General features: G+C 63.0%; 21 protein-coding genes. 9 read left to right on the plus strand and 12 right to left on the minus strand.

The annotated features are described in order from the left end of the window. Positions 1 to 51: 51 nt before the first annotated feature. From BLT86_RS23805 to BLT86_RS23815, 3 genes are all read right to left on the minus strand, one after another. On the minus strand, positions 52 to 1062 hold the full coding sequence (locus BLT86_RS23805) for an ABC transporter permease subunit (protein WP_017678895.1): 1011 nt from the start codon (positions 1060 to 1062) through the stop codon (positions 52 to 54). A gap of 162 nt (positions 1063 to 1224) precedes the next feature. Then, positions 1225 to 2814, minus strand: coding sequence for an ABC transporter substrate-binding protein (locus BLT86_RS23810; RefSeq protein ID WP_376738808.1), 1590 nt, complete (start codon positions 2812 to 2814; stop codon positions 1225 to 1227). A 178-nt stretch (positions 2815 to 2992) separates the two neighbouring features. Then, positions 2993 to 3559 (minus strand): cupin domain-containing protein, encoded by a 567-nt coding sequence (locus tag BLT86_RS23815; RefSeq protein ID WP_021488045.1) that lies wholly within the window; start codon positions 3557 to 3559, stop codon positions 2993 to 2995. 187 nt (positions 3560 to 3746) lie between these two features. Here BLT86_RS23815 and BLT86_RS23820 point away from each other — a divergent pair, with 187 nt between their 5' ends. After that, positions 3747 to 4976: a M24 family metallopeptidase gene (locus tag BLT86_RS23820; RefSeq protein WP_092380016.1), complete on the plus strand. Its 1230-nt coding sequence runs from the start codon at positions 3747 to 3749 to the stop codon at positions 4974 to 4976. 55 nt (positions 4977 to 5031) lie between these two features. Here the strand turns inward: BLT86_RS23820 and BLT86_RS23825 are convergent, their stop codons facing one another. The 3 genes from BLT86_RS23825 to BLT86_RS23835 form a co-directional block, all read right to left on the minus strand. Further along, a complete protein-coding gene (locus BLT86_RS23825) occupies positions 5032 to 6627 on the minus strand; it encodes an ABC transporter substrate-binding protein (protein ID WP_092380018.1) in 1596 nt (531 codons plus the stop codon). Between the two features lie 60 nt (positions 6628 to 6687). Continuing rightward, positions 6688 to 8286: an ABC transporter substrate-binding protein gene (locus BLT86_RS23830; protein ID WP_092380519.1), complete on the minus strand. Its 1599-nt coding sequence runs from the start codon at positions 8284 to 8286 to the stop codon at positions 6688 to 6690. 226 nt (positions 8287 to 8512) lie between these two features. Next, a complete protein-coding gene (locus tag BLT86_RS23835) occupies positions 8513 to 9241 on the minus strand; it encodes an SIMPL domain-containing protein (protein WP_092380020.1) in 729 nt (242 codons plus the stop codon). Positions 9242 to 9611: 370 nt separating this feature from the next. Here BLT86_RS23835 and BLT86_RS23840 point away from each other — a divergent pair, with 370 nt between their 5' ends. From BLT86_RS23840 to BLT86_RS23850, 3 genes are all read left to right on the plus strand, one after another. After that, positions 9612 to 10865: an ATP-binding protein gene (locus BLT86_RS23840; protein WP_092380022.1), complete on the plus strand. Its 1254-nt coding sequence runs from the start codon at positions 9612 to 9614 to the stop codon at positions 10863 to 10865. 15 nt (positions 10866 to 10880) lie between these two features. Beyond that, positions 10881 to 11441: a response regulator transcription factor gene (locus BLT86_RS23845; RefSeq protein ID WP_004424835.1), complete on the plus strand. Its 561-nt coding sequence runs from the start codon at positions 10881 to 10883 to the stop codon at positions 11439 to 11441. A gap of 239 nt (positions 11442 to 11680) precedes the next feature. Beyond that, positions 11681 to 12622: an AEC family transporter gene (locus BLT86_RS23850; RefSeq protein WP_092380024.1), complete on the plus strand. Its 942-nt coding sequence runs from the start codon at positions 11681 to 11683 to the stop codon at positions 12620 to 12622. 236 nt (positions 12623 to 12858) lie between these two features. On the opposite strand, the gene BLT86_RS23855 is transcribed toward BLT86_RS23850, so the two are convergent. From BLT86_RS23855 to gatC, 6 genes are all read right to left on the minus strand, one after another. Next, positions 12859 to 13242, minus strand: a complete 384-nt coding sequence (locus BLT86_RS23855; RefSeq protein ID WP_092380026.1) for a carboxymuconolactone decarboxylase family protein — start codon at positions 13240 to 13242, stop codon at positions 12859 to 12861. A 2-nt stretch (positions 13243 to 13244) separates the two neighbouring features. Beyond that, positions 13245 to 14339, minus strand: coding sequence for a calcium/sodium antiporter (locus tag BLT86_RS23860; RefSeq protein ID WP_092380029.1), 1095 nt, complete (start codon positions 14337 to 14339; stop codon positions 13245 to 13247). 91 nt (positions 14340 to 14430) lie between these two features. Next, positions 14431 to 14853, minus strand: a complete 423-nt coding sequence (locus BLT86_RS23865) for a septal ring lytic transglycosylase RlpA family protein (RefSeq protein ID WP_092380031.1) — start codon at positions 14851 to 14853, stop codon at positions 14431 to 14433. Positions 14854 to 14925: 72 nt separating this feature from the next. Next, the gene (gatB, locus tag BLT86_RS23870) at positions 14926 to 16374 is read right to left on the minus strand and encodes an Asp-tRNA(Asn)/Glu-tRNA(Gln) amidotransferase subunit GatB (protein WP_092380034.1); all 1449 of its coding nucleotides are present in this window, start codon (positions 16372 to 16374) and stop codon (positions 14926 to 14928) included. A gap of 118 nt (positions 16375 to 16492) precedes the next feature. Further along, entirely contained in the window at positions 16493 to 18007 is a 1515-nt protein-coding gene (locus BLT86_RS23875) for an amidase (protein ID WP_092380035.1), read from the minus strand. A gap of 15 nt (positions 18008 to 18022) precedes the next feature. Beyond that, complete coding sequence (gene gatC / locus BLT86_RS23880; RefSeq protein WP_045734123.1) at positions 18023 to 18310, minus strand: Asp-tRNA(Asn)/Glu-tRNA(Gln) amidotransferase subunit GatC; 288 nt, start codon at positions 18308 to 18310, stop codon at positions 18023 to 18025. 225 nt (positions 18311 to 18535) lie between these two features. Here gatC and mreB point away from each other — a divergent pair, with 225 nt between their 5' ends. From mreB to rng, 5 genes are all read left to right on the plus strand, one after another. Beyond that, positions 18536 to 19573: a rod shape-determining protein MreB gene (gene mreB / locus BLT86_RS23885; protein ID WP_045734124.1), complete on the plus strand. Its 1038-nt coding sequence runs from the start codon at positions 18536 to 18538 to the stop codon at positions 19571 to 19573. 152 nt (positions 19574 to 19725) lie between these two features. Beyond that, a complete protein-coding gene (gene mreC / locus BLT86_RS23890; RefSeq protein WP_164092092.1) occupies positions 19726 to 20679 on the plus strand; it encodes a rod shape-determining protein MreC in 954 nt (317 codons plus the stop codon). Then, positions 20679 to 21167 carry a rod shape-determining protein MreD gene (mreD, locus tag BLT86_RS23895; RefSeq protein WP_004424808.1) on the plus strand — a complete coding sequence of 163 codons (489 nt, stop codon included), beginning with the start codon at positions 20679 to 20681 and terminating at the stop codon, positions 21165 to 21167. Before mreC ends, mreD begins: the two co-directional genes overlap by 1 nt. Positions 21168 to 21215: 48 nt before the next feature. Continuing rightward, a complete protein-coding gene (locus tag BLT86_RS23900; protein WP_045734125.1) occupies positions 21216 to 21818 on the plus strand; it encodes a Maf family protein in 603 nt (200 codons plus the stop codon). A gap of 104 nt (positions 21819 to 21922) precedes the next feature. Then, entirely contained in the window at positions 21923 to 23380 is a 1458-nt protein-coding gene (gene rng / locus BLT86_RS23905; RefSeq protein WP_021488057.1) for a ribonuclease G, read from the plus strand. Positions 23381 to 23384 lie beyond the last annotated feature (4 nt).

Below are 23384 nucleotides of genomic sequence, written 5' to 3' on the forward strand. Positions count from 1 at the left end.
GCCTGGGCGGCTCCGCGACACCCTAGGGTCTGTCGATTCATCACGCCTTCCTTACTTCTGATGGCGAATACGTGGATTGGCCAGGCCATAGAGGATGTCCACGGTGAAGTTGACCAGGATCACCAGGCAGGCGATCAGCAGGATGCCGTTCTGCACCACCGGATAGTCGCGGGCGCCGATGGCTTCGATCAGCCACTTGCCGATGCCCGGCCAGGAGAAGATGGTTTCGGTCAGCACTGCGCCTGCCAGCAGGGCGCCGACCTGCAGGCCGAACACGGTCAGCACCGGGATCAAGGCATTGCGCAGGCCATGCACGAAGACCACCCGCGTCGGCGACAGGCCCTTGGCGCGCGCGGTGCGGATGTAGTCCTCGCGCAGCACTTCGAGCATGGCCGAGCGGGTCATCCGCGCGATCACCGCCAGGGGGATGGTGCCGAGCACGATGGCCGGCAGGATCAGGTGGCGCAGTGCGTCGACGAAGGCACCTTGCTCGTCACTAAGTAAGGTGTCGATCAGCATAAAGCCGGTAACCGGCGGAATGTCGTAGAGCAGGTCGATACGCCCGGATACTGGCGTCCAGCCCAGGCCAACCGAGAAGAACATGATCAGCAGCAGGCCCCACCAGAAGATCGGCATCGAATAGCCGGCCAGCGAGATGCCCATCACCCCGTGGTCGAACAGCGAGCCGCGCTTGAGTGCAGCGATTACCCCGGCGATCACCCCCAGAGTGCCGGCGAACAGCAGGGCGGCCAATGCCAGTTCGACGGTGGCGGGAAACAGGGTGAGAAACTCTTTCCACACGCTTTCACGCGAGCGCAGTGACTCGCCCAGATTGCCGCTGGCGAGCTGACCGATGTAGTCGAAATACTGCGCATACAGGGGCTTGTTCAGCCCCAGGCGCTCCATGGCCTGAGCGTGCATTTCCGGATCGACGCGACGCTCGCCCATCATCACCTCCACCGGGTCACCGGGGATCAGGCGGATCAGGGCGAAGGTCAGCAGGGTGACGCCGAAGAAGGTGGGGATCAGCAAGCCCAGGCGGCGTGAAATGAAGCTCAGCATGGCGGTGGGTAACTCCTAATCAGAACGGTATCGAGCAGCCTGGAAATCTGGCGATTCCTTCGCGCATGTTGCAGGTTAGCTGTTCGATCACGACGTGCCCCGGGCGTTTGCCCGGGGCGTCGTTCAAGGGCGGTCACGCAACGGCGGTCGCGCAGCGGGCGATCAGTTGTTGCTGACACCGATGAAGCTGTTGCGCCCGAAGGGACTGATCTGGAAGCCTTCGACGCTGCTGCGCATCGGTTGGTAGACCGTGGAGTGAGCGATCGGCGTGATCGGCACTTCGCGCTTGAGAACGACCTGGGCCTGACGATACAGCTCGCTGCGTTGCTCCTGGTCGGTGACGCGCTTGGCGGCGACCACCAGCTTGTCGTATTCGCTGTCGCACCACTTGGAGAAGTTGTTGCCGTCTACCGAGGCGCAGCCGTACAGGGTGCCGAGCCAGTTGTCCGGGTCACCGTTGTCGCCGGTCCAGCCGATCAGCATGGCGTCGTGTTCACCGGCATGGGCGCGTTTGATGTATTCGCCCCACTCGTAGCTGACGATGCGCGCCTTGATGCCGACCTTGGCCCAGTCATTTTGCAGCATCTCGGCCATCAGCCGCGCATTGGGGTTGTAGGGCCGCTGCACAGGCATGGCCCACAGGGTGATCTCGGTGCCTTCCTTCACGCCAGCGGCCTTGAGCAGCTCCTTGGCTTTCTCCGGGTCGTAGGCGGCATCCTTGATCGACTCGTCGTAGGACCACTGGGTCGGTGGCATGCCGTTCACGGCCAGTTGGCCGGCACCCTGGTACACGGCGTCGATGATCGCCGCCTTGTTCACGGCCATGTCCAGCGCCTGACGCACTTCGCGTTTGTCGAACGGCGCGCGGGTGACGTTGTAGGCGATGTAGCCGACGTTGTAGCCAGGCTCGGTCGGTACATTGAGATTCTTGTCGGCCTGCAGACTCTGCAGGTCGGCAGGGCGCGGGTTGAGGGTGACGTGGCATTCACCGGCGCGCAGCTTCTGGGCGCGCACCGAGGCGTCGGTGTTGATGGAGAAGATCAGGTTGTCGATCTTCACCTGCTCCGGGGCCCAGTACTGGGTGTTGCCCTTGAAGCGGATCACCGCGTCCTTCTGATAGCGGCTGAACACGAACGGGCCGGTGCCGACGGGCTTCTGGTTGATCTCGGCGGCCTTGCCGGCCTTGAGCAACTGGTCGGCGTATTCGGCCGAGTGTATCGCGGCAAAGCTCATCGCCAGGTTCTGCACGAATGCGGCGTCGACGGCGTTGAGGGTGAAGACCACGGTCATGTCGTCGGTCTTCTCGATCTTGGCGATGTTCTTGTCCAGGCCCATATCGGTGAAGTAGGGAAACTCGCTGGGGTAGGCCTGGCGGAACGGGTGGTTGCGATCGAGCATGCGCTGATAGGTGAACAGCACATCGTCGGCGTTGAAGTCGCGAGTCGGCTTGAAGTAGTCGGTGGTGTGGAACTTGACCCCTTCGCGCAAGTGGAAGGTGTAGGTCAGGCCGTCTTCGCTGATGTCCCAGGAGGTGGCCAGAGACGGTTGCGCCTTGGTGCCGCCGCGCTCGAATTCGGCGAGGCGGTTGAAGATGGTTTCCGAGGCCGCATCGAAGTCGGTACCGGTGGTGTACTGGCCGGGGTCGAAACCACCCGGGCTGCCTTCGGAGCAATACACCAGGTTGCTGGCGTGGGCGAACGAAGCACTGGTGAGCAGTCCTGCGGTAAGCAGGGCCTTGCACAGGGGAGACATACGCATGCGAACCTCTTTTTTCTTTTTGTTCGCGCCTCGGTGCAGCGCGAGCTCGGTATGCGGTGAAGGCGGGTAGCCCACCGGGTCGGGCTCGAAATTAAGTCATGCTGAAATTGCGGTCAACAAAAATTAAGCAGCACTAACATTGCGCATATTCGCCCTGAATTGGGGCAAAAAATCACTCGCTGGCGGGGTGATCGCCGAAAAGCGCCATGGTGGTCATGGTCAGTACTTCGGCCGGGGCATCGGCGGTATTGGCCAGGCGATGCAGCTTGCCGGCATCGAAATGCACCGAGTCGCCGGGGCCGAGGGGGTAGTCGCGCCCCTCGATGGTGTAGACGATCTGCCCGCTGAGCACGTAGGAGAATTCCACACCTTCATGCGCGATCAGTTCAGACTGATAGCCCACCGGAATGTTCATCTTCACCGCGTTGATCGAGTTACCGGGAAATGAACTGGACAGGCGCTCGTAGGCCAGCAGCTGGCCGCCTACGGTGTAGCGCACCCGCTCGTTGACATGAGAATCCGGCTGCGCCTGGGTGGGCTGATCGAACAACACGTTGAGCGGTACATCGAGCGACTTGGCGATGCTCGCTAGCGACGATAGCGATACGCCGGTCAGGTTGCGTTCTGCCTGGGACAGGAAGCTGGCGGTCAGGCCGGCGTCTGCGGCTACCTGATTGAGGGTCTTGCCGGCGGCCCGCCGGTAGCGGCGCAAGCGTTCGCCAATGCGATCTGCGGTCATGGAGGTGGCTCGCTGTTCGGGTCAGCGCAGTATACCCATGAGGTGCCAGGACTTCAGCCCGATGCGGGCGGGCTTTTTAAGTCCAGCTGAAAAAAGCTTTGACCGAAATTTAAGTTGCACTTAAATTTTGCCGCAACGAATTGCCCGGTGACGATGTTCGTCGTGGGCGCCAGACGAGGATGCGCAGATGACATTGGGAGTGGGCGGCAGCACGCCGGAGCAGGCCTTGGCGCGCCTGCAGAACATGATGGCCGGCGCGCAGCCGATCACTGAGTCTGAATTCCAGACGCGCATCGCCCGCGCTCAGGCGTTGATGCGCGAGCAGGATATCGCCGCGCTGTTTCTGGCTGCCGGCAGCAACCTGCAGTACTTCACCGGTGTGCAGTGGCATGCCAGCGAACGTATGGTCGGTGCGATTCTGCCGGCCAGCGGCGCACTGGAGTATCTGGCTCCGGCGTTCGAGGAAGGCACGGTGCGCGACTTTCAGGTGGTGCCCGGCGTGATCAATACCTGGCAGGAGCACGAAAGCCCCTATGTGCTGCTTCTGGATTGCCTGAAACGCCTGGGAATATTGCCCAATGATGGTGCGCAGCCGAAGGTAGGTCTTTGTTCTTCTTTGCCTTTTTTCATGTTTGAAGGCATTCGCCAGCTGACCAGCGGTTATCGCTTCGTCGATGCCGGGGGCATCACCACCGCCTGTCGCCAATCCAAATCGCCAGCCGAAATCGCCCTGATGCAGCGTGCCAAGGACATGACCCTGGAAGTGCACAAGGCGGCTGCGAGCATCCTCCATGAAGGTATCAGCACCACCGAAGTTGCCGAGTTCATCCACCAGGCGCATCGCCGTGTCGGTGCGCCTGGCTCGATCTTCTGCATCGTGCTGTTCGGTGCCGCCAGTGCCTTTCCGCATGGGGTCAAGCACGCGCAGCGGCTCAAGGACGGCGACATGGTGCTGATCGACACCGGCTGCAAGGTGCACAGTTACCTATCTGACATCACCCGCAGCTACGTTTTCGGCACGCCCAGCGCGCGCCAGCGCGACTTCTGGAACAAGGAAAAAGCCGCGCAGCAGGCGGCGTTCGAGGCAGCCATCCTGGGGGCGCCCTGTTCGTCGGTGGACGCGGCGGCGCGGCGTAGCCTGGAGGCTGCAGGGCTTGGGCCTGGTTACAGCTTGCCTGGCTTGCCGCATCGTACGGGGCACGGCATCGGCCTGGACATTCACGAAGGGCCCTATCTGGTCGGCGGCGATGACACCCCGCTGGCCGAGGGCATGTGCTTCAGCAATGAGCCGATGATCTGTGTGCCGGGCGAGTTTGGTATCCGTCTCGAGGATCACTTCTACATGAGCGCCGACGGCCCGCGCTGGTTTACCCAGCCCAGTCATTCGGTGGACGACCCCTTCGGTCTGGGCGCCTAACCGCGCCCAAGTCTGACTAGGACGCGCTGTCCATCAGGGATCGAACCGTGGTCGTTCATGGCGCGTTCACCCTGGAATAGTTGTTCGAGCCCATCGGGCTGAGCACGAAGCCTTCGACGCCCTTGCGCAGCGCTGCGAACTGCTTGGGGTGGGCGAGGGCAATCCACGGCGCCTGCTCATGGAAGATCGCCAGGGCCTGGCGATACAGCGCGGCGCGTTTGCTCTGCTCGGGCTCGCGGCGGGCCTGGGTAATCAGAGCATCGAAGGCCTTGTCGCACCAGCCCGCCTGGTTCTCGCCGCTTTCGGCGGCGGCGCAGGACAGGTTGGGGGTGAGGAAGTTGTCCGGGTCGCCATTGTCGCCGGCCCAGCCCATGAACACCAGGTCGTGCTCGCCGTTTTTGGCACGCTTGATCAACTCACCCCACTCGAACACGCGAATGTCGCTGCGAATGCCGATGGCGGCGAGATCGGCCTGCAGCATCTGCGCGCCGATACCGGGGTTGGGGTTGGTCGGCCCGCCACCGGGGCGTGTCCAGATCGACAGGGCGAAGCCATCGGCGTGACCGGCCTCGGTCAGCAGCTGGCGCGCCCGCTCGGGATCGTGCGGCCAGTCCTGCAGCGTTTCGTCATGGCCCCACAGGGTAACCGGGTAGGGCGCCACCGCCGGCGTGGCGTTGCCTTCGCCATATTGCGCACGGATGTAGGCGGCCTTGTCGAACGCCAGGTTCAGCGCCTGGCGCACGCGTACGTCGTCCAGCGGTGGGTGGCGGGTGTTGATGCCGATATAGGCGGTCAGCAGCGAATCCAGCTCCAGTATCTGCAGTTGCGGGTCGGTCTTGAGCGCCGGGATGTCCACTGGGCGTGGGTAGAGGGCGATCTGACAGTCGCCGGCCTTGAGCCGTTGCTGGCGCACGTTGGGCTCGGGGGTGATGGCCAGTATCAGGCGCTCGACCTTCGGCGCGCCGCCCCAGTAATCCGGGTTGCCGCGAAAGCGTACCTGGGCGTCCTTGGCGTAACGCTCGAAGATGAAAGGGCCGGTGCCGATGGGCACGTTGTTCAGCCGCTCCGGGGTACCTGCCGCGAGCAGATGGTCGGCGTATTCGGCCGAATAAATGGAGGCGAAGCCCATGGCCAGGTTGGCCAGAAAGGGCGCCTCCGGATGTTTGAGGACGAAGCGCACGCGGTGTTCGTCGAGCTTTTCCACGCGCTCGATCAACTGCGCCAGGCCCATGGCCTCGGCATAGGGGAAACCGCGCAGCGACAGCTTGTGCCAGGGGTGAACCGGATCGAGCTGGCGCTGGAAGCTCCACAGCACGTCGTCGGCGTTGAATGTGCGGCTTGGCGTGAAATCCTTGTTAGCGTGGAATTTCACCCCCTTGCGCAAGGTGAAGGTGTAGCTCAGGCCGTCATCGGCTATTTCCCAGCTTTCTGCCAATGCCGGGACGATTTCGGTGCTGCCAGGGGCGAAGGCCACCAGGCGTTCGAACAGGGTTTCCGCCGTGGCATCGGCGGTGGTGGCTGCGGTGTATTGAACGATGTCGAACCCTTCCGGGCTGGCTTCACTGCAGACCACCAGGTTGGCCGCCTGGGCCTGAGCAGCGAGCAGCGCGGCAAACAGCAGACTGCCGCGCAGTAGGGGCAAGGTAGGCATGGTGACTCCTGGTTGAATGTCCTGCAATCGGCGCCCCTTTCAGGGCGCCGATGCAGCTTGTTACTTGCCGATACCTACACCATAGAACGAGTTGATGCCGAACGGGCTGATGCGGAAGTCCTGCACTTCCTTGCGCATCGGCTGGTACACGGTGGAGTGGGCCAGCGGGGTGATCGGCACCTCACGCTTGAGGATCACCTGCGCCTGCTTGTACAGCTCGGTGCGTTCGGCCACGTCGGTGGTGCGCTTGGCGGCCTTGACCAGTTTGTCGTAGTCCTCGAAGCACCATTTGGAGAAGTTGTTGCCGTCGACCGCGTCGCAGCCATAGAGGGTGCCGAGCCAGTTGTCCGGGTCACCGTTGTCACCGCTCCAGCCGATCAGCATGGCGTCGTGTTCGCCGGCCTTGGCGCGCTTGAGGTACTCGCCCCATTCGTAGCTGACGATGCGTGCCTTGATGCCGATCTTGGCCCAGTCGGCCTGCAGCATTTCAGCGATCTGCCTGGCGTTGGGGTTGTATGGGCGCTGTACCGGCATGGCCCACAGGGTGATCTCGGTACCTTCCTTGACGCCTGCAGCCTTGAGCAGCTCCTTGGCCTTTTCCGGGTCGAAGGCCGGGTCCTTGATGTCTTCGTTATACGACCACTGGGTCGGCGGCATGCCGTTGACCGCGAGCTGCCCGGCATTCTGGTAAACGGCGTCGAGAATCGCCTGCTTGTTCACCGCCATGTCCAGCGCCTGGCGCACTTTCAGTTTGTCGAACGGCGGGTGGGTGACGTTGTAGGCGATGTAGCCGACGTTGAAGCCGGCCTGCTCGGGCACCTGCAGCTTGGCATCCTGCTTTAGCGAGGCGATGTCGGCCGGGCGCGGGAACAGGGTCACGTGGCATTCGCCGGCCTTGAGTTTCTGCATGCGCACCGAGGCGTCGGTGTTGATGGAGAAGATCAGGTTGTCGATCTTCACGTCTTCGGGCTTCCAGTAGTCCGGGTTGCCCTTGTAGCGGATCACCGCGTCCTTCTGGTAGCGGCTGAACACGAAGGGGCCGGTGCCGATGGGCTTTTGGTTGATGTCAGCGGCTTTGCCAGCTTTGAGCAACTGGTCTGCGTACTCGGCGGACTGGATCGAGGCAAAGCTCATCGCCAGGTTCTGCACGAAGGCGGCGTCCACCTCGTTGAGGGTGAAACGCACGGTCAGGTCATCGAGCTTCTCCAGCTTGGCGATGTTGCTGTCCATGCCCATGTCGGTGAAGTAGGGAAACTCGCTGGGGTAAGCCTTGCGGAACGGGTGATCCTTGTCGATCATGCGGCCGAAGGTGAACAGCACGTCGTCGGCGTTGAAGGTGCGGCTGGGCGTGAAGTACTCGGTGGCGTGGAACTTCACCCCGGGGCGCAGCTTGAAGGTGTAGACCAGGCCGTCATCGGAGACCTCCCAGCTTTGCGCCAGGCCAGGTTCGACCTTGGTACCGCCGCGCTCGAACTGGGTCAGGCGGTTGAAGATGGTTTCCGCAGCGGCGTCGAAATCGGTACCGGTGGTGTACAGGCCGGGGTCGAAGCCCGCAGGACTGCCCTCGGAACAGAACGCCAGGTTGGTGGCGCTGGCGAGGGGGGCGCTGGCGATCAGCCCAGCGGTAAGCAAAGCCTGGATAGTGGCGTTCTTGCGCATCATGACCTCATCGTTGTTGTGGTTTTGATCCCTGAGGAGCCTCTTGTGAAGACCACCGCCGAAACTATGCAGGCCTTGTGCCCGAGGCAAGCGTTACATCATGCGCAAAATGGTTAGCGCTACAGTGTTCTAACTTGCTGCCGCATTTATGAAAAAAGTTGCAGGGAAAAGATGGCAAAAAGCCGTTATCTGCCGATAACGGCGCTGCTTTGTTGCGGAGCGTGATTCAGGGCATCTGCACTTCGATGACGCCGTCGGCGCTGACCGTGACCTGGCTGGTGCCGGCTTCGATTTGCGGCGTGGGGGCTGCGTCCATCATCGCCATGCCCTTGGCTTCGAAGTTGCGCATGGCCATTGGCGGCTGGAAACCACCGGTGTTGAGGTTCAGGCTGACCAGCTTGTAGCCCTTGCCGCCAAGCGCTTCGGTGGCCAGCTGGGCGCGTGCCCTGAAGGCATTCACGGCGTCCTTGAGCAGGGCATCTTCGCGGCTCTTGCGGGTGTCGGTGGCGATGCTGAAATCCATGCCGGCCATCTTCATCGATTGCAGCAATTCACCGGTCAATGCGGAAAGCCGGACGAAGTCGGCGCTTTCCAGGCGCACCTCGGCGCGCTCGCGCCAGGCGCTGATCTGCTGGCCCTTGTCGTCGCCCTTGTTTTCAGAATAAACCGGGTAGTTGTGGCGGCTGCCGAGCTTGACCGAAACACCACGGACCTGGCGCACCTGCTCCAGCGTCTTGTTGAGGGTGTTGGTGATCTCGGCGGCCAGTTTGGCCGGGTCGCTGTGCTGCGCTTCGGTATAGAGGGTGACGTGCATCAGATCGTGTGCCACTTCCTGATTGACCTCGGCGCGCAGGGCGATCTGGTTGTAGCGCGCTTCGGCGGCCAGCAGGCCGGTGCTGGCCAGGCTGGCAGCGGTGAAAGCGAGGCCGGTGGCGATACGGGTCATGGTGCGCATGGTGCGGTTCCTTTTTCGATGGCCTTTTGGCCGTTTAGCGTGAAAGTCGCGTAGCGACGCCCTCATTGCTGCCCTTCTCCCTCCGGGAGGCAGCTCCCGCTCCCGGCGGGAGTTCTGCATTCACCACATCCCTGTGGATCAAGGTGGCGCGAAGCGCCGGATGAGGGAGGGCATGCTGCGTGCTTTCATTATTCGGGAGGCCGCTCGCGGCAAGCCCGTTCCCGAGGTTAGACGAAGGCGAGTCGCGATCCGGGTTAACGCCGCTACAACTTTTTTCATCCAGGGCGTTGGTGAGGTGTGCGTCCGGTTGCCGCAGCGGCGGAAGGCCACGCCAGGCTTGGTTATACTCGGCGCAACCAATGGAGTCGCCATGCTCGAACCCTTGCAGTTACTCTCCGCCAGTCGCCAGAATCTCTGGCGTCTGACCCTTATCCGTATTCTGGTGCTGGCCGCTCAGGCTGGCTCGGTCGGTCTCGCCTACAAGTCGGGCATGCTACCGCTACCCTGGTTGCAATTGTCGGTCACCCTCGGCGTTTCTCTGCTGCTGTGCCTGGGTACTGCCATGCGCTTGCGTGGCCCCTGGCCGGTGACCGAAGTCGAGTACGCCGTGCAGCTGGGCTGCGACCTGATCATCCACAGCGTGCTGCTGTATTACTCGGGTGGTTCGACCAACCCCTTCGTTTCCTATTATCTGGTGCCGCTGACCATCGCCGCGGCAACGCTGCCGTGGATGTTCACCATCGTCCTGGCAGGCCTGGCGTTGGCCGGTTACACCCTGCTGTTGGTGTGGACCCATCCGCTCGAGCTGCCCGCGGCACGTGAGAGCCTGCTGGTTTATGGCATGTGGCTGAGCTTTGCCCTGTCTGCGGCGCTGATCACGTTCTTCGTTGCCAAGATGGCCGAGGAGCTGCGCCGCCAGGACGAGCTGCGCGCCGAACGGCGTGAGGAAAGCCTGCGTGACCAGCAACTGCTGGCCGTTGCCACTCAGGCCGCTGGCGCCGCCCATGAACTGGGTACGCCGCTGGGTACCATGAGCGTGCTGCTCAAGGAGCTGCGCCAGGAGTATCGCGACAAGCCGGCGCTGCAGGATGATCTGGCCCTGCTGCAGGAGCAGGTCAAGCTGTGCAAGTACACCCTGCAGCAACTGGTGCGCGCCGCCGAGAACGATCGGCGTCAGGCAGTGGTGGAGCAGTCCTGTGTCGAATGGCTGGAAACCACGCTGAATCGCTGGCACCTGATGCGTCCCGAGGCCAGCTACCGCTATCAATGCCTGGGCCGCGGCACGCCACCGCGCATCATGCCACCGGCCGATCTCACCCAGGCGCTGCTCAACCTGCTCAACAACGCCGCCGACGCCTGCCCGGACAAACTCGACATTCGCCTGGACTGGGACCACCAGTGGCTGCGCCTGAGCATCCGCGATCACGGCGCCGGCGTGCCGCTGGCCATCGCCGAGCAGCTTGGGCGGCCCTTCTTCACCACCAAGGGCAAGGGGTTCGGCCTGGGGCTGTTCCTCAGCCAGGCCAGCGTGACCCGTGCTGGTGGCACGGTTAAGTTGTATAACCATGAAGAAGGCGGCACCCTCACCGAATTGAAGTTGCCGCGAGCCTATGGCGTGGCCTGACAAGGAAAACCCAGCATGAGCGACGAATCCCTGTTCGAAGGTGAAGAGCAGCCCCATCTGCTGCTGGTCGATGACGACCCCACCTTTACCCGCGTGATGGCGCGTGCCATGAGCCGCCGCGGTCTGCGCGTATCCACCGCCTCCAGCGCCGAAGAAGGCCTGGCCCTGGCCAAGGACGACCTGCCGGATTACGCCGTGGTCGACCTGAAGATGGAAGGCGACTCCGGTCTGGTGCTGCTGCCCAAGCTGCTGGAGCTGGACGCCGAGATGCGTGTGGTGATCCTCACCGGCTATTCCAGCATCGCCACCGCGGTGGAGGCGATCAAGCGTGGTGCGGCCAACTACCTGTGCAAACCGGCCGATGCCGACGATGTGCTCACCGCGCTGCTTTCCGAGCATGCCGACCTCGACAGCCTGGTGCCGGAAAACCCGATGTCGGTGGACCGTCTGCAGTGGGAGCACATCCAGCGCGTGCTGGCCGAACACGAGGGCAACATCTCCGCCACCGCCCGTGCCCTGGGCATGCACCGCCGCACCCTGCAGCGCAAGTTGCAGAAGCGCCCGGTGCGGCGCTAAGCCTTGGTATGCCTGGACTCGTAGGGTGGGCCGGGCGGCGATCCGCTTCAGTATCGTAGGGTGGGCTTCAGCCCACCAGGGGGGCAGGCCGCAAGATGGGCTTGAGCTCATCAACGCGGGTTCGCGTGGGCTAAAGCGGATCGCCGCCCGGCCCATCCTACAACTGCGCGGCTTTTGCCCGTGGCAGATAAATGCTTAGCCAGCTAACATAGGTCGTCAGACAACCTGCTGGTGTCGCCATGCTCGCCGTCGCTGCACAAACCCTTGCCATCACCGCGCCCGTGTTCGCCATGCTGTTTCTCGGCGTGGCACTCAAACGCCTGCGCTGGATCGATACGCCCTTCATCGATACCGCTTCGAGCCTGGTGTTTCGCGGCACCATGCCGACCCTGCTGTTTCTCGGTGTGGTCAAGGCGGACCTGGATGCGGCCATGCAGCCGCAACTGCTGTCCTACTTCTTCCTGGCCACCGTGGCGTCGTTCTTCGTCGCCTGGGCCTGGGCGATCTGGCGGGTGCCGTTCGAGGATCGTGGCATCTATACCCAGGGGGCCTTCCGCGGTAACAACGGTATCGTCGGCCTGGCACTGGCCACCAGCATGTACGGTGACTATGGCCTGTCAGTCGGCTCGTTGCTCGCCGCACTGGTGATCCTCTGCTACAACGCGCTCTCGGCGGTGGTTCTGGCCATCTACAGCCCGGGCGTGAAACCCGGTGCCAAGGCCATCGCGCGCAGCATCGTGACCAACCCGATGATCATTGGCGTGCTGCTGGCGGTACCGATTGCCTACTGGAAAATCCCGTTGCCGCAGTGGTTCCTGACCTCGGCCGAGTATTTCGCGCAGATGACCCTGCCGCTGGCGCTGATCTGCATTGGCGGCACCCTGAGCCTGGCATCGTTGCGCCGCAGCAGCGGCACGGCCATCGGCTCGGGCATGATGAAGATGGTCTGGTTGCCGCTGCTGAGCACCTTCGGCGCCTGGCTGTTGGGCTTTCGCGGTGCTGATCTGGCGATCCTGTTTCTCTATTTCGCCAGCCCGACGGCGGCGGCCAGCTTCGTCATGGCTCGCGCGGTGGGCGCCAACCACGAGCTGGCGGCGGCCATCATCGTCATCACCACCCTGGCGGCGGTGGTCACCACCAATATTGGCCTGCTGTTGCTGCAGTGGGGTGGCTGGATCTAGCAGGCTGTTGAAAAACTACCTGCGTTGCCATTGCTGCGTTAAAAACAGGCTCGTGCGCGAGTCCGATCAAAATGCTCATTTACAACACGTAAAGTCGGACGCGACCCCGGTCGTTTTTCGGCTGTTTTTGCGGGGCCGCCATCGGTATTGCACTGGCTGCCTCGCCTACGTTTTTCAGCGGCCTGCTAGCTGGGTTCGGTTTGCCGGCGATTAACGGATCGCCGGCAAGCCAGCTCCTACGAGGCGTTGCCCTGGTACTCGTCGATCACTTCCTGTGCCGCGCGGAAGGCGTCGATGCTGGCCGGCACGCCGGCATACACCGCACAGTGCAGCAGGGTTTCGCGGATTTCTTCGACGGTGCAGCCGTTGTTCAGCGCGCCGCGCACGTGGCCCTTGAGTTCCTGCGGGCATTTCAGCGCGGTCAACGCAGCCAGGGTGATCAGGCTGCGGGTCGCGCGCGGCAGGCCGCTGCGCGTCCACACGCCGCCCCAGGCATGCTCGTTGACGAAATCCTGCAGCGGCTGGGTGAACTCGGTGGCGTTGCCCAGGGCGCGGTCGACGAACGCGTCGCCCATCACCTCACGGCGCACCTGCACGCCACGATCATGGTTGTCGCTCATGCTCACACCTGTTCGCCGCGTTGTCTGTGCCAGGCACGCGCGGCGATGATCACCAGGGTGATGGCGGTAAGCGGCAGTGCGTAGCCGATCATCGCGTCACCGAAGGTCTGAGCCAGCGGTCGGCCCGTGCTGAACATCACCAGATACAGGGTGTAGGCCACGTAGTAGCCCAGGAACAGCAAGCCTTCCCAACGGTTGATGCGGTAGCCGCTGAAGAAGATCGGCAGGCAGGCGATGGCTACAGCGATCATCACCGGGAAATCGAAGGCCAGGGCGTTGGGCGATACTGCGATGGCGGCTGGCGCAACCATCGAGGCCAGGCCCAGCACGCAGAGCAGGTTGAAGATGTTGCTGCCGACGATATTGCCCACGGCGATATCGCGCTCGCCTTTGATGGCAGCCAGGATCGAAGTGGCCAATTCCGGCAGCGACGTGCCGACAGCGACAACCGTCAAGCCGATGACCAGTTCCGAAATCCCCAGTGCTCGTGCAAGCGTCACGGCGCCTTCGACCAGGAAGTTGGATCCCACCACCAGCAGTACCAGACCGGCGATGATCAGGCCCAGGTTGATCGCCCAGGCATAGGGCTTGGGTGCCTCGTTGAGACCGAATTCCTTGGCGAACTCGTCATCGTCGCCACCCTTGTCCTTGCGCGCGCTGTAGATCAGGAAACCGGTGTATGCCAGCACGCCGGCGAACAGCAAGGCACCATCGAAACGGCTCAGTTCACCATCCCAGGCCAGGCCGAAGGTGACCAGGCTGGCGCCGATCATGATGGGCACATCAAGGCGAATGAGCTGGCGTGAGACGACCAGCGGTGCGACCAGGGCGGTCACGCCCAGAATCAACAGCACGTTGGCGATGTTGCTGCCGACCACGTTACCGATGGCCAGATCGCCGCTGCCATTGAGTGCCGACTGCACGCTGACTGCGGTTTCCGGCGCGCTGGTGCCGAAGGCCACCACGGTCAGGCCGATTACCAGTGGCGGAATGCCGAACTGTGCGGCCAGCTTGGCGGCGCCACGTACCAATACCTCGGCGCCGGCAACCAGCAGCACCAGGCCGGCGATCAGGTAGACATAGGTCATCAGGGTCATTGCAGGGTAGCTCCGAAAAAAGTGCGGCTAGTGTAGCGATGGCATTATTGGCCGCCAGGGGCGGCAGAAAGATTTTGTTGCCAATTGTTCCTCAGTCCAGCGTCTCGACCCTGACCGGCACCACGCCTGCGCGCAGCATGTCGAGGCGCACGGCAGCGGCGCGGGAAACGTCGATGACGCGACCGCGCACGAAGGGGCCGCGGTCGTTGATGCGCAGCACCACGCTGCGCTCGTTGTTGAGGTTGGTTACCCGTACCCGCGTGCCGAACGGCAGGGTGCGATGCGCGGCGGTCAGCGCGTTCTGATCGAAGCGTTCGCCGCTGGCGGTGCGCTGGCCGTGGTGGCGGTCACCGTAATAGGAGGCCTTGCCGGTTTCGCTGCTGCCTGTGCCGCCGCCGAAGGTAGAGCAGCCGCCGAGCAGGGCGAGTGCACCGAGCAGTGCCCATGTCTGTAGCCCGGATGCAATCCGGGGCAGTGAAGGTTCCCGGATTGCATCCGGGCTACGCATCGTCATATTCGCGGTCTCCATGAAAAACGCCGGGCGGGCCCGGCGTCATTGCAGCTAGCGTAAGCGAGCCGGCCTGGCTCAGCCTTCGAGCTTCTTCTTCAGCAGTTCGTTCACTTGCCCCGGGTTGGCCTTGCCCTTGGAGGCTTTCATGGCCTGGCCGACGAAGAAGCCGAACATCTTGCCGCGCTTGGCTTCATCGCTGGCGCGGTACTGTTCGACCTGCTCTGCGTTGGCGGCCAGCACTTCGTCGAGCATCGCCTCGATGGCGCCGGAATCGGTGACCTGCTTGAGGCCCTTTTTCTCGATGATCTCGTCGGCGCTGGCGCCTTCACCGGCCGCCAGGGCTTCGAAAACCATCTTGGCGATCTTGCCGCTGATGGTGTTGTCCTTGATGCGCAGGATCATGCCGCCCAGTTGCTCGGCGGACACCGGCGACTGCTCGATCTCCAGGCCTTCCTTGTTGAGCAGGCTGGACAGCTCGCCCATCACCCAGTTGGCCGACAGCTTGGCATCGCCGCAGGTCTTCTCCACTGCCTCGAAGTAATCGGCCAGCTCACGGCTGGCGCTGAGCACACTGGCGTCGTAGCTGGACAGGCCGAACTGGCTTTCGAAGCGCTCGCGCTTTTGCGGCGGCAGCTCGGGCAGGCCGGCGTGCAGTTCGTCGAGGAAGCTGCGCTCGATCACCACCGGCAGCAGGTCCGGGCAGGGGAAGTAACGGTAGTCGTTGGCTTCTTCCTTGCTGCGCATGGAGCGGGTCTGATCCTTGTTGGGATCGTACAGGCGGGTTTCCTGCACCACCTTGCCGCCGTCCTCGATCAGCTCGATCTGGCGCTGCACTTCATGGTTGATGGCTTTCTCGATGAAGCGGAAGGAGTTGACGTTCTTGATCTCGGCGCGGGTGCCGAATTCGGCCTGGCCCTTCGGGCGCACCGACACGTTGCAGTCGCAGCGCAGCGAGCCTTCGGCCATGTTGCCGTCGCAGATGCCCAGGTAACGGACGAGTGCGTGAATGGCCTTCACATAGGCCACGGCTTCCTTGGCCGAACGGATGTCCGGCTCGGAAACGATCTCCAGCAGCGGCGTGCCGGCGCGGTTCAAGTCGATGCCACTCATGCCGTGGAAGTCTTCGTGCAGGCTCTTGCCAGCGTCCTCTTCCAGGTGCGCACGGGTGATGCCGATGCGCTTGACGGTGCCGTCTTCGAGGGTGATGTCGAGGAAGCCCTTGCCGACGATGGGGTGATCCATCTGGCTGGTCTGGTAGCCCTTGGGCAGGTCCGGGTAGAAGTAGTTCTTGCGCGCGAAGACGTTGCGTTCGGCAATCTCGGCGTTGATCGCCAGGCCGAACTGGCAGGCCATGCGCACGGCTTCGGCATTCAGCACCGGCAGGGTGCCGGGCATGCCGAGGTCGACCAGGCTGGCCTGGGTGTTGGGCTCGGCGCCAAAGGTGGTGGCGCTGGCCGAGAAAATCTTCGACTGGGTGCTGAGCTGAGCGTGAATCTCGAGCCCGATCACGGTTTCCCATTGCATCTTTACTGTTCCTCAATCCTGTATGGCGTACGGTCTGTGCGGTGCGGCCCTCACCCGGCGCTTCGCGCCACCCTCTCCCGGCGGGAGAGGGGAATGGGGCGCATGGCTACGCCATGGCTCAGAAGTCTTTGGGTGCGTGTTTATGCCAGTCGCTGACCTGCTGGTACTGGTGCGCGACGTTGAGCAGACGACCTTCCTGGAAATAGTTGCCGAGCAACTGTACGCCCACCGGCAGGCCATCGACGAAGCCGGCCGGCATCGACAGGCCGGGGATGCCGGCCAGGTTGGCGGTGATGGTGTAGATGTCTTCCAGGTAGGCGGACACTGGGTCGGCGTTCTTCTCGCCGAGCTTCCAGGCCAGGTTCGGCGTGGTCGGGCCGAGGATCACGTCGACCTCCTTGAAGGCGGCGACGAAGTCGTTCTTGATCAGCCGGCGAATCTGCTGGGCCTTGATGTAGTAGGCATCGTAGTAACCGGCGGACAGCGCGTAGGTGCCGACCATGATCCGGCGTTTGACCTCGGCGCCGAAGCCTTCGCCGCGCGAGCGCTTGTACAGATCCTGCAGGTCTTTCGGGTTTTCGCAGCGATAGCCGAAGCGCACGCCGTCGAAGCGCGACAGGTTGGAGCTGGCTTCTGCTGGCGCGATCACGTAATAGGCCGGGATCGCGTGCTGCATGTTCGGCAGTGAGATGTCCTTGACGGTAGCGCCGAGCTTTTTCAGCTCTTCGACCACGGCCATCACCTTCTCACCGATGCGTGCATCCAGGCCGGCTTGAAGGTCGCCGTAATGAAGACCTAATGCATCGATTGCTTCCTCAGCGATGGGGATACCTTTAGCAAAGTATTCTTTCGGCAAGCCAATGCGCAGGCCGGCAAGCGGCTTGTTCAGCGCTGCCAGGTAATCATCGACCGGCTGGTCGACGCTGGTCGAATCCTTGGCGTCGAACCCGGCCATGGCGCCGAGCAGCAGGGCGCAGTCCTCGGCGGTGCGGGCCAGCGGGCCACCCTGATCGAGGCTGGAGGCGTAGGCGATCATGCCCCAGCGCGAGACGCGACCGTAGGTGGGCTTGATGCCGGTGAGGTTGGTCAGTGCAGCCGGCTGGCGAATCGAACCGCCGGTGTCGGTGCCGGTGGCCGCTGGCAACAGGCGTGCGGCTACAGCAGCAGCCGAGCCACCCGACGAGCCGCCCGGTACACGGGTCAGATCCCAGGGATTTTTCACTGGGCCGTAGTGGCTGGATTCGTTGGCCGAGCCCATGGCGAACTCGTCCATATTCAGCTTGCCGAGGGTGACGGTGCCGGCGGCCTTGAGTTTTTCCACTACGGTGGCGTCGTAGGGCGCCTTGAAGCCGGTGAGGATCTTCGAGGCGCAACTGGTCAGCACGCCTTCGGTGCAGAACAGGTCCTTGTGGGCGATCGGGGCGCCGAGCAGCGGGCTGTTTTCGCCGGCAGCGCGGCGGGCGTCAGCGGCCTTGGCCTGTGCGATGGCCAGATTTTCAGTGACGGTGATGAAGCTGTTGAGCTGTGGGTCGAGCTGATTGATGCGCGCCAGCAGGCTCTGAGTCAGCTCTTCAGCGGAGAATTGCTTGTCGGCGAGCGCGCGGGCGATCTCGGCCAGGGTCAATTGATGCATGGCGGAAGGCTTTCCTTACTCGATGACTTTGGGAACCAGGTACAGGCCGCTTTCCACGGCCGGGGCGATGGCCTGGTAGGCGTCGCGCTGGTTGCGCTCGGTGACCACGTCGGCACGCAGGCGCTGGGTCGCTTCCAGCGGGTGGGCCAGGGGTTCGACGCCCTGGGTATCGACCGCCTGCATCTGATCGATCAGGCCGAGAATACTGTTCAGGGTCTCGGTGGTTTGCGGAATATCGCCGTCATTCAGACCCAGGCGGGCCAGGTGGGCGATTTTTTCCACCTCGGAGCGTTCAAGCGCCATCGGGGGTTCTCCAGTGGAAGTGTGACAGAAGGGCTGCAGGGAACGGATGTCGCGAGCCAGCGGTCAAAGGCCGCGATGTGCAGCTACAAGGCCCGGAAAAACAGGCAATCTACCATATTGCCGCCTTGCTCAAAATCCCTGCCGTTGTTAGAGTTTGCCGCACTTTTTACCTGCGCGTTTTGCGCGCCTGGCCTTCACCCACGCGTTGCCTAGGGTCCCTTCCTAATGTTCAAGAAACTGCGTGGCATGTTTTCCAGCGATCTGTCGATCGATCTGGGCACTGCCAATACCCTTATTTATGTGCGCGAGCGCGGTATCGTCCTGAACGAGCCGTCTGTGGTCGCGATTCGTACCCATGGCAATCAGAAAAGTGTCGTGGCTGTCGGCACCGATGCCAAGCGCATGCTCGGTCGTACGCCTGGCAATATCTCCGCCATCCGCCCGATGAAAGACGGTGTGATTGCCGACTTCAGCGTCTGCGAAAAGATGCTGCAGTACTTCATCAACAAGGTTCACGAGAACAGCTTCCTGCAGCCGTCGCCGCGCGTGCTGATCTGCGTGCCGTGCAAGTCGACTCAGGTCGAGCGTCGCGCCATTCGTGAATCGGCGCTCGGCGCCGGTGCACGCGAAGTGTTCCTGATCGAAGAACCGATGGCCGCTGCCATCGGTGCCGGCTTGCCGGTCGAGGAAGCCCGTGGCTCGATGGTCGTCGATATCGGCGGTGGTACCACCGAGATCGCCCTGATTTCCCTGAACGGCGTGGTCTATGCCGAATCCGTCCGTGTCGGTGGCGACCGTTTCGACGAAGCCATCATCACCTACGTACGCCGCAACTACGGTTCGCTGATCGGTGAAGGTACCGCTGAGCGCATCAAGCAGGAAATCGGCACCGCCTATCCGGGCGGCGAGATCCGTGAAGTCGACGTACGCGGCCGCAACCTGGCTGAAGGCGTACCGCGCAGCTTCACCCTCAACTCCAACGAAGTGCTCGAAGCGCTGCAGGAATCCCTGGCGACCATCGTCCAGGCGGTCAAGAGTGCGCTGGAGCAATCGCCGCCCGAGCTGGCCTCGGACATCGCCGAGCGCGGCCTGGTGCTGACCGGTGGTGGCGCGCTGCTGCGCGACCTGGATAAGCTGCTCTCCCAGGAAACCGGTCTGCCGGTGATCGTCGCCGAAGACCCGCTGACTTGCGTCGCCCGTGGCGGCGGCAAGGCCCTGGAAATGATGGATCGCCACGCCATGGACCTGCTCTCCACCGAGTAAGGGGTTCGCTAGTGGCTCGCTGTCGTGCCGCCTTCGGGCGGCACGCGCATATTCGAGCATTGCAGTACACTCGGCCCAACCTCCGCCTGACCGGTTTGCCTTTCGCATGAATTCGCGCGCTTTTCGCCCCTGTGGCGCACGAGGAGCAGGTCATTAAGCCGCTCTTCGCCAAAGGTCCCTCGCTGGGCATTCGTCTGCTGGTATTTGCCGTACTGTCGGCGGTGCTGATGGTGGTCGATGCCCGCTTCGAGACGCTCAAGCCGCTGCGCAGCCAGATGGGGCTGGTGCTCACGCCTTTCTATTGGCTGGCCGATGTGCCCGTACGCGTCTGGGATGGGGCAACTCAGCAGATTTCCTCGCGCAGCGAACTGATGGCCGAGAACGAGAAGCTCAAGGCCGAGGCTCTGCTGCTGCAGCGTCGCCTGCAGAAGCTGGCAGCGCTGACCGAGCAGAACGTGCGTCTGCGCGAACTGCTCAACTCCGCCGCGCTGGTGGACGAAGAAGTGCTGGTCGGTGAGCTGATCGGCGTCGATCCCAATCCCTATACCCACCGCATCCTGATCGACAAGGGCGAGAAGGATGGCGTGTTCCTCGGGCAGCCGGTGCTCGATGCGCGCGGGCTGATGGGCCAGGTGGTCGAGATCATGCCTTACACCTCGCGCGTGCTGTTGCTCACCGACAACACCCACAGCATCCCGGTACAGGTCAACCGCAACGGCCTGCGTGCCATCGCCGTCGGCACCGGCAATCCGGAGCGCCTGGAGCTGCGTCACGTCGCCGATACCGCCGATATCAAGGAGGGTGATCTGCTGGTCAGTTCCGGCATGGGCCAGCGCTTCCCGGCCGGCTACCCGGTGGCCACGGTCAAGGAAGTGATTCATGACTCCGGCCAGCCTTTCGCCATCGTCCGTGCCGTACCGACCGCTGCGCTCAATCGCAGCCGTTATCTGCTGCTGGTGTTCTCCGACCGGCGCACGCCCGAGGAGCGCGCCAACGATTCCGCCGAGGCTCAGGAAGCCGCCGACCGCGAAGCCGAGCAGGCGCGCAATGGCGAGCCCGCAGCTGACGCACCGGCCGCTGACGCCCCCGCACAGGAGAGCAACTGATGGCTGGCGTACAGCCCCGTAACGGCTGGGTGATCTGGCTGAGCCTGGCGCTCGGTTTGTTGCTCAGTGTTTCGCCGTTGCCCGAGTTCATGCAGATCGGTCGCCCGCTGTGGGTCGCCTTGATTCTCACCTATTGGGTACTGGCCCTGCCGCATCGCGTCGGCATGACCACCGCCTGGATTCTTGGCTTGGCGCAGGACGTGCTGTTCGGCACCCTGCTTGGGCAGAACGCCTTGATCCTCACCCTGATCACCTTTCTGGTGCTGAGTCTGCACCAGCGCCTGCGCATGTTCCCCATGTGGCAGCAGAGCATGGTGCTGATGGTGGTGTTCGGTCTCGCCCAGCTGGTTCAGTTGTGGCTCAACGCCCTGACCGGTAGTCGTCCGCCAACCCTGGCCTTCGTCCTGCCGGCACTGGTCAGCGCTCTGCTGTGGCCCTGGATCTGCGCCATCCTGCGCGGTCTGCACCTGCGCCTCAACGTCAACTGAACGCGGCCTGCCGCACGGCTGGCCGCGGTTCGCAAGGGAGATACCCGCATGGCCGAGCTGTTTCTGGCCTCCGCCTCGCCCCGTCGCCGTGAATTGCTGGCTCAGATCGCTGTGCCTTGCGTCACGCAAATCGCTTCGATAGACGAAACCCCATTGCCAGATGAGCCGCCAGCAGCCTATGTAGAGCGTCTGGCGCGTGACAAAGCGCGCGCCGGTCTGCTCGCCTTGGGCGGGCGTGTCGATGCCGTGGTGTTGGGCGCCGACACCGCTGTGGTGCTCGATGGACGCATTCTTGGCAAACCGGCGGACCTCAATGAGTCGCGCGCCATGCTGCAGGCCCTGTCCGGGCGCAGCCATCAGGTGCTGACAGCCGTGGCGTTGGTCGGTGGTGGCCGCGAGGCGGCGCGAGTGGTCAGCAGCGACGTGAGCTTTCGTCCTATCAGCGAGGCGGAAATCGAGGCCTACTGGGCCAGCGGCGAGCCATGTGACAAAGCGGGCAGTTATGGTATCCAGGGGTTGGCAGCCGTGTTCGTCAGCGGCTTGCAGGGCAGCTATTCGGCAGTGGTCGGTCTACCGCTGTGCGAAACTGCAGAGCTGCTTGGCGAATTTGGTATTGCCTGCTGGCAGTTGCCGGCGCAAGGGCCGCGCTAAGACCCCAGGCGGTGGCAGCATAGGTAGTTTTTTGGACGTGCCCGAAAGCTTGAGTCCGCGGGGCGGTGCAGTAGCCCGGCCGGCATGATCACCAGGATGGATGCATGAGCGAAGAGATTCTGATCAATATCACGCCGATGGAGTCGCGCGTGGCGGTGGTGGAAAACGGCGTGCTGCAGGAAGTGCACGTCGAGCGCACGCAGAAGCGCGGCATCGTCGGCAACATCTACAAAGGCAAGGTGGTGCGTGTGCTGCCAGGTATGCAGGCAGCCTTTGTCGATATTGGCCTGGAGCGTGCGGCCTTCATTCATGCTTCCGAGATTTCCACTCGCGAGGGCACTGCGGTGGAGCCGATCAGCGCCCTGGTGCACGAAGGGCAGAGCCTGGTGGTGCAGGTCACCAAGGACCCTATCGGCAGCAAGGGGGCGCGTCTGACCACTCAGTTGTCGATCCCTTCGCGTTATCTGGTGTACATGCCACGCACCAGTCATGTCGGTATTTCCCTGAAGATCGAAGACGAAGCAGAGCGCGAGCGCCTCAAGCAGGTGGTCGCCGATTGCGTCGCCGCCGAAGGCATCGAGGAGGCCGGCGGCTTCATCCTGCGCACCGCTGCCGAGGGCGCAGGCGCTGATGAAATTCTGATCGACATCCGCTACCTGCGCCGCCTCTGGGACCAGATCGGTGCGCAGATCCAGAACTGCAAGGCGCCCACGGTGATCTACGAGGATCTGTCCCTGGCGCTGCGTACCCTGCGTGACCTGGTCAGCCCGCGGACCGAGAAGATTCGCGTGGACTCGCGGGAAACCTTCCAGAAAATCACGCAGTTCGTCGCCGAATTGATGCCGGAGATCGCCGATCGTCTCGAGCACTATCCTGGCGAGCGGCCGATCTTCGACCTGTACGGTGTCGAGGACGAAATCCAGCGCGCACTGGAGCGTAAGGTGCCGCTGAAGTCCGGCGGTTATCTGGTGGTCGACCCCGCCGAGGCGATGAGCACCATCGACGTCAACACCGGCGCCTTCGTCGGCCATCGCACCCTCGAAGAAACCATCTTCAAGACCAACCTCGAGGCAGCCACGGCCATTGCCCGCCAGCTACGTCTGCGCAACCTGGGCGGCATCATCATCATCGACTTCATCGACATGGAAGACGAAGAGCACCAGCGCCAGGTACTGCGCACCCTGGAAAAGCAGCTCGAACGCGATCATGCCAAGACCAACATCATCGGCATCACCGAGCTTGGTCTGGTGCAGATGACCCGCAAGCGCACACGCGAGAGCCTCGAGCAGATTCTCTGCGAGCCGTGCAGTGCCTGTCAGGGGCGCGGCAAGTTGAAGACGCCGGAGACCATCTGCTACGAGATCTTCCGCGAGATTCTGCGCGAAGCCCGCGCCTACCAGGCGGAAAGCTATCGCGTGCTGGCCAACCAGAAGGTGGTCGATCGCCTGCTCGATGAAGAGTCGGGCAACGTCGCCGATCTGGAAGCATTCATTGGGCGTACCATCAAGTTCCAGGTGGAAACCATGTATTCCCAGGAACAGTACGACGTGGTGCTGCTCTGAGCAC

Origin of the sequence: Pseudomonas sihuiensis (genome assembly GCF_900106015.1) — a bacterium.
In the GTDB taxonomy this organism is placed as follows: Bacteria; Pseudomonadota; Gammaproteobacteria; order Pseudomonadales; family Pseudomonadaceae; genus Aquipseudomonas; species Aquipseudomonas sihuiensis.

Excerpts from the sequence above, each read along its gene's own strand:
- BLT86_RS23805 (WP_017678895.1), bottom strand. The coding sequence starts at position 1,062 with ATGCTGAGCTTCATTTCACGCCGCCTGGGCTTGCTGATCCCCACCTTC.
- BLT86_RS23810 (WP_376738808.1), bottom strand. The coding sequence starts at position 2,814 with ATGTCTCCCCTGTGCAAGGCCCTGCTTACCGCAGGACTGCTCACCAGT.
- BLT86_RS23815 (WP_021488045.1), bottom strand. The coding sequence starts at position 3,559 with ATGACCGCAGATCGCATTGGCGAACGCTTGCGCCGCTACCGGCGGGCC.
- BLT86_RS23820 (WP_092380016.1), top strand. The coding sequence starts at position 3,747 with ATGACATTGGGAGTGGGCGGCAGCACGCCGGAGCAGGCCTTGGCGCGC.
- BLT86_RS23825 (WP_092380018.1), bottom strand. The coding sequence starts at position 6,627 with ATGCCTACCTTGCCCCTACTGCGCGGCAGTCTGCTGTTTGCCGCGCTG.
- BLT86_RS23830 (WP_092380519.1), bottom strand. The coding sequence starts at position 8,286 with ATGCGCAAGAACGCCACTATCCAGGCTTTGCTTACCGCTGGGCTGATC.
- BLT86_RS23835 (WP_092380020.1), bottom strand. The coding sequence starts at position 9,241 with ATGCGCACCATGACCCGTATCGCCACCGGCCTCGCTTTCACCGCTGCC.
- BLT86_RS23840 (WP_092380022.1), top strand. The coding sequence starts at position 9,612 with ATGCTCGAACCCTTGCAGTTACTCTCCGCCAGTCGCCAGAATCTCTGG.
- BLT86_RS23845 (WP_004424835.1), top strand. The coding sequence starts at position 10,881 with ATGAGCGACGAATCCCTGTTCGAAGGTGAAGAGCAGCCCCATCTGCTG.
- BLT86_RS23850 (WP_092380024.1), top strand. The coding sequence starts at position 11,681 with ATGCTCGCCGTCGCTGCACAAACCCTTGCCATCACCGCGCCCGTGTTC.
- BLT86_RS23855 (WP_092380026.1), bottom strand. The coding sequence starts at position 13,242 with ATGAGCGACAACCATGATCGTGGCGTGCAGGTGCGCCGTGAGGTGATG.
- BLT86_RS23860 (WP_092380029.1), bottom strand. The coding sequence starts at position 14,339 with ATGACCCTGATGACCTATGTCTACCTGATCGCCGGCCTGGTGCTGCTG.
- BLT86_RS23865 (WP_092380031.1), bottom strand. The coding sequence starts at position 14,853 with ATGACGATGCGTAGCCCGGATGCAATCCGGGAACCTTCACTGCCCCGG.
- gatB (WP_092380034.1), bottom strand. The coding sequence starts at position 16,374 with ATGCAATGGGAAACCGTGATCGGGCTCGAGATTCACGCTCAGCTCAGC.
- BLT86_RS23875 (WP_092380035.1), bottom strand. The coding sequence starts at position 18,007 with ATGCATCAATTGACCCTGGCCGAGATCGCCCGCGCGCTCGCCGACAAG.
- gatC (WP_045734123.1), bottom strand. The coding sequence starts at position 18,310 with ATGGCGCTTGAACGCTCCGAGGTGGAAAAAATCGCCCACCTGGCCCGC.
- mreB (WP_045734124.1), top strand. The coding sequence starts at position 18,536 with ATGTTCAAGAAACTGCGTGGCATGTTTTCCAGCGATCTGTCGATCGAT.
- mreD (WP_004424808.1), top strand. The coding sequence starts at position 20,679 with ATGGCTGGCGTACAGCCCCGTAACGGCTGGGTGATCTGGCTGAGCCTG.
- BLT86_RS23900 (WP_045734125.1), top strand. The coding sequence starts at position 21,216 with ATGGCCGAGCTGTTTCTGGCCTCCGCCTCGCCCCGTCGCCGTGAATTG.
- rng (WP_021488057.1), top strand. The coding sequence starts at position 21,923 with ATGAGCGAAGAGATTCTGATCAATATCACGCCGATGGAGTCGCGCGTG.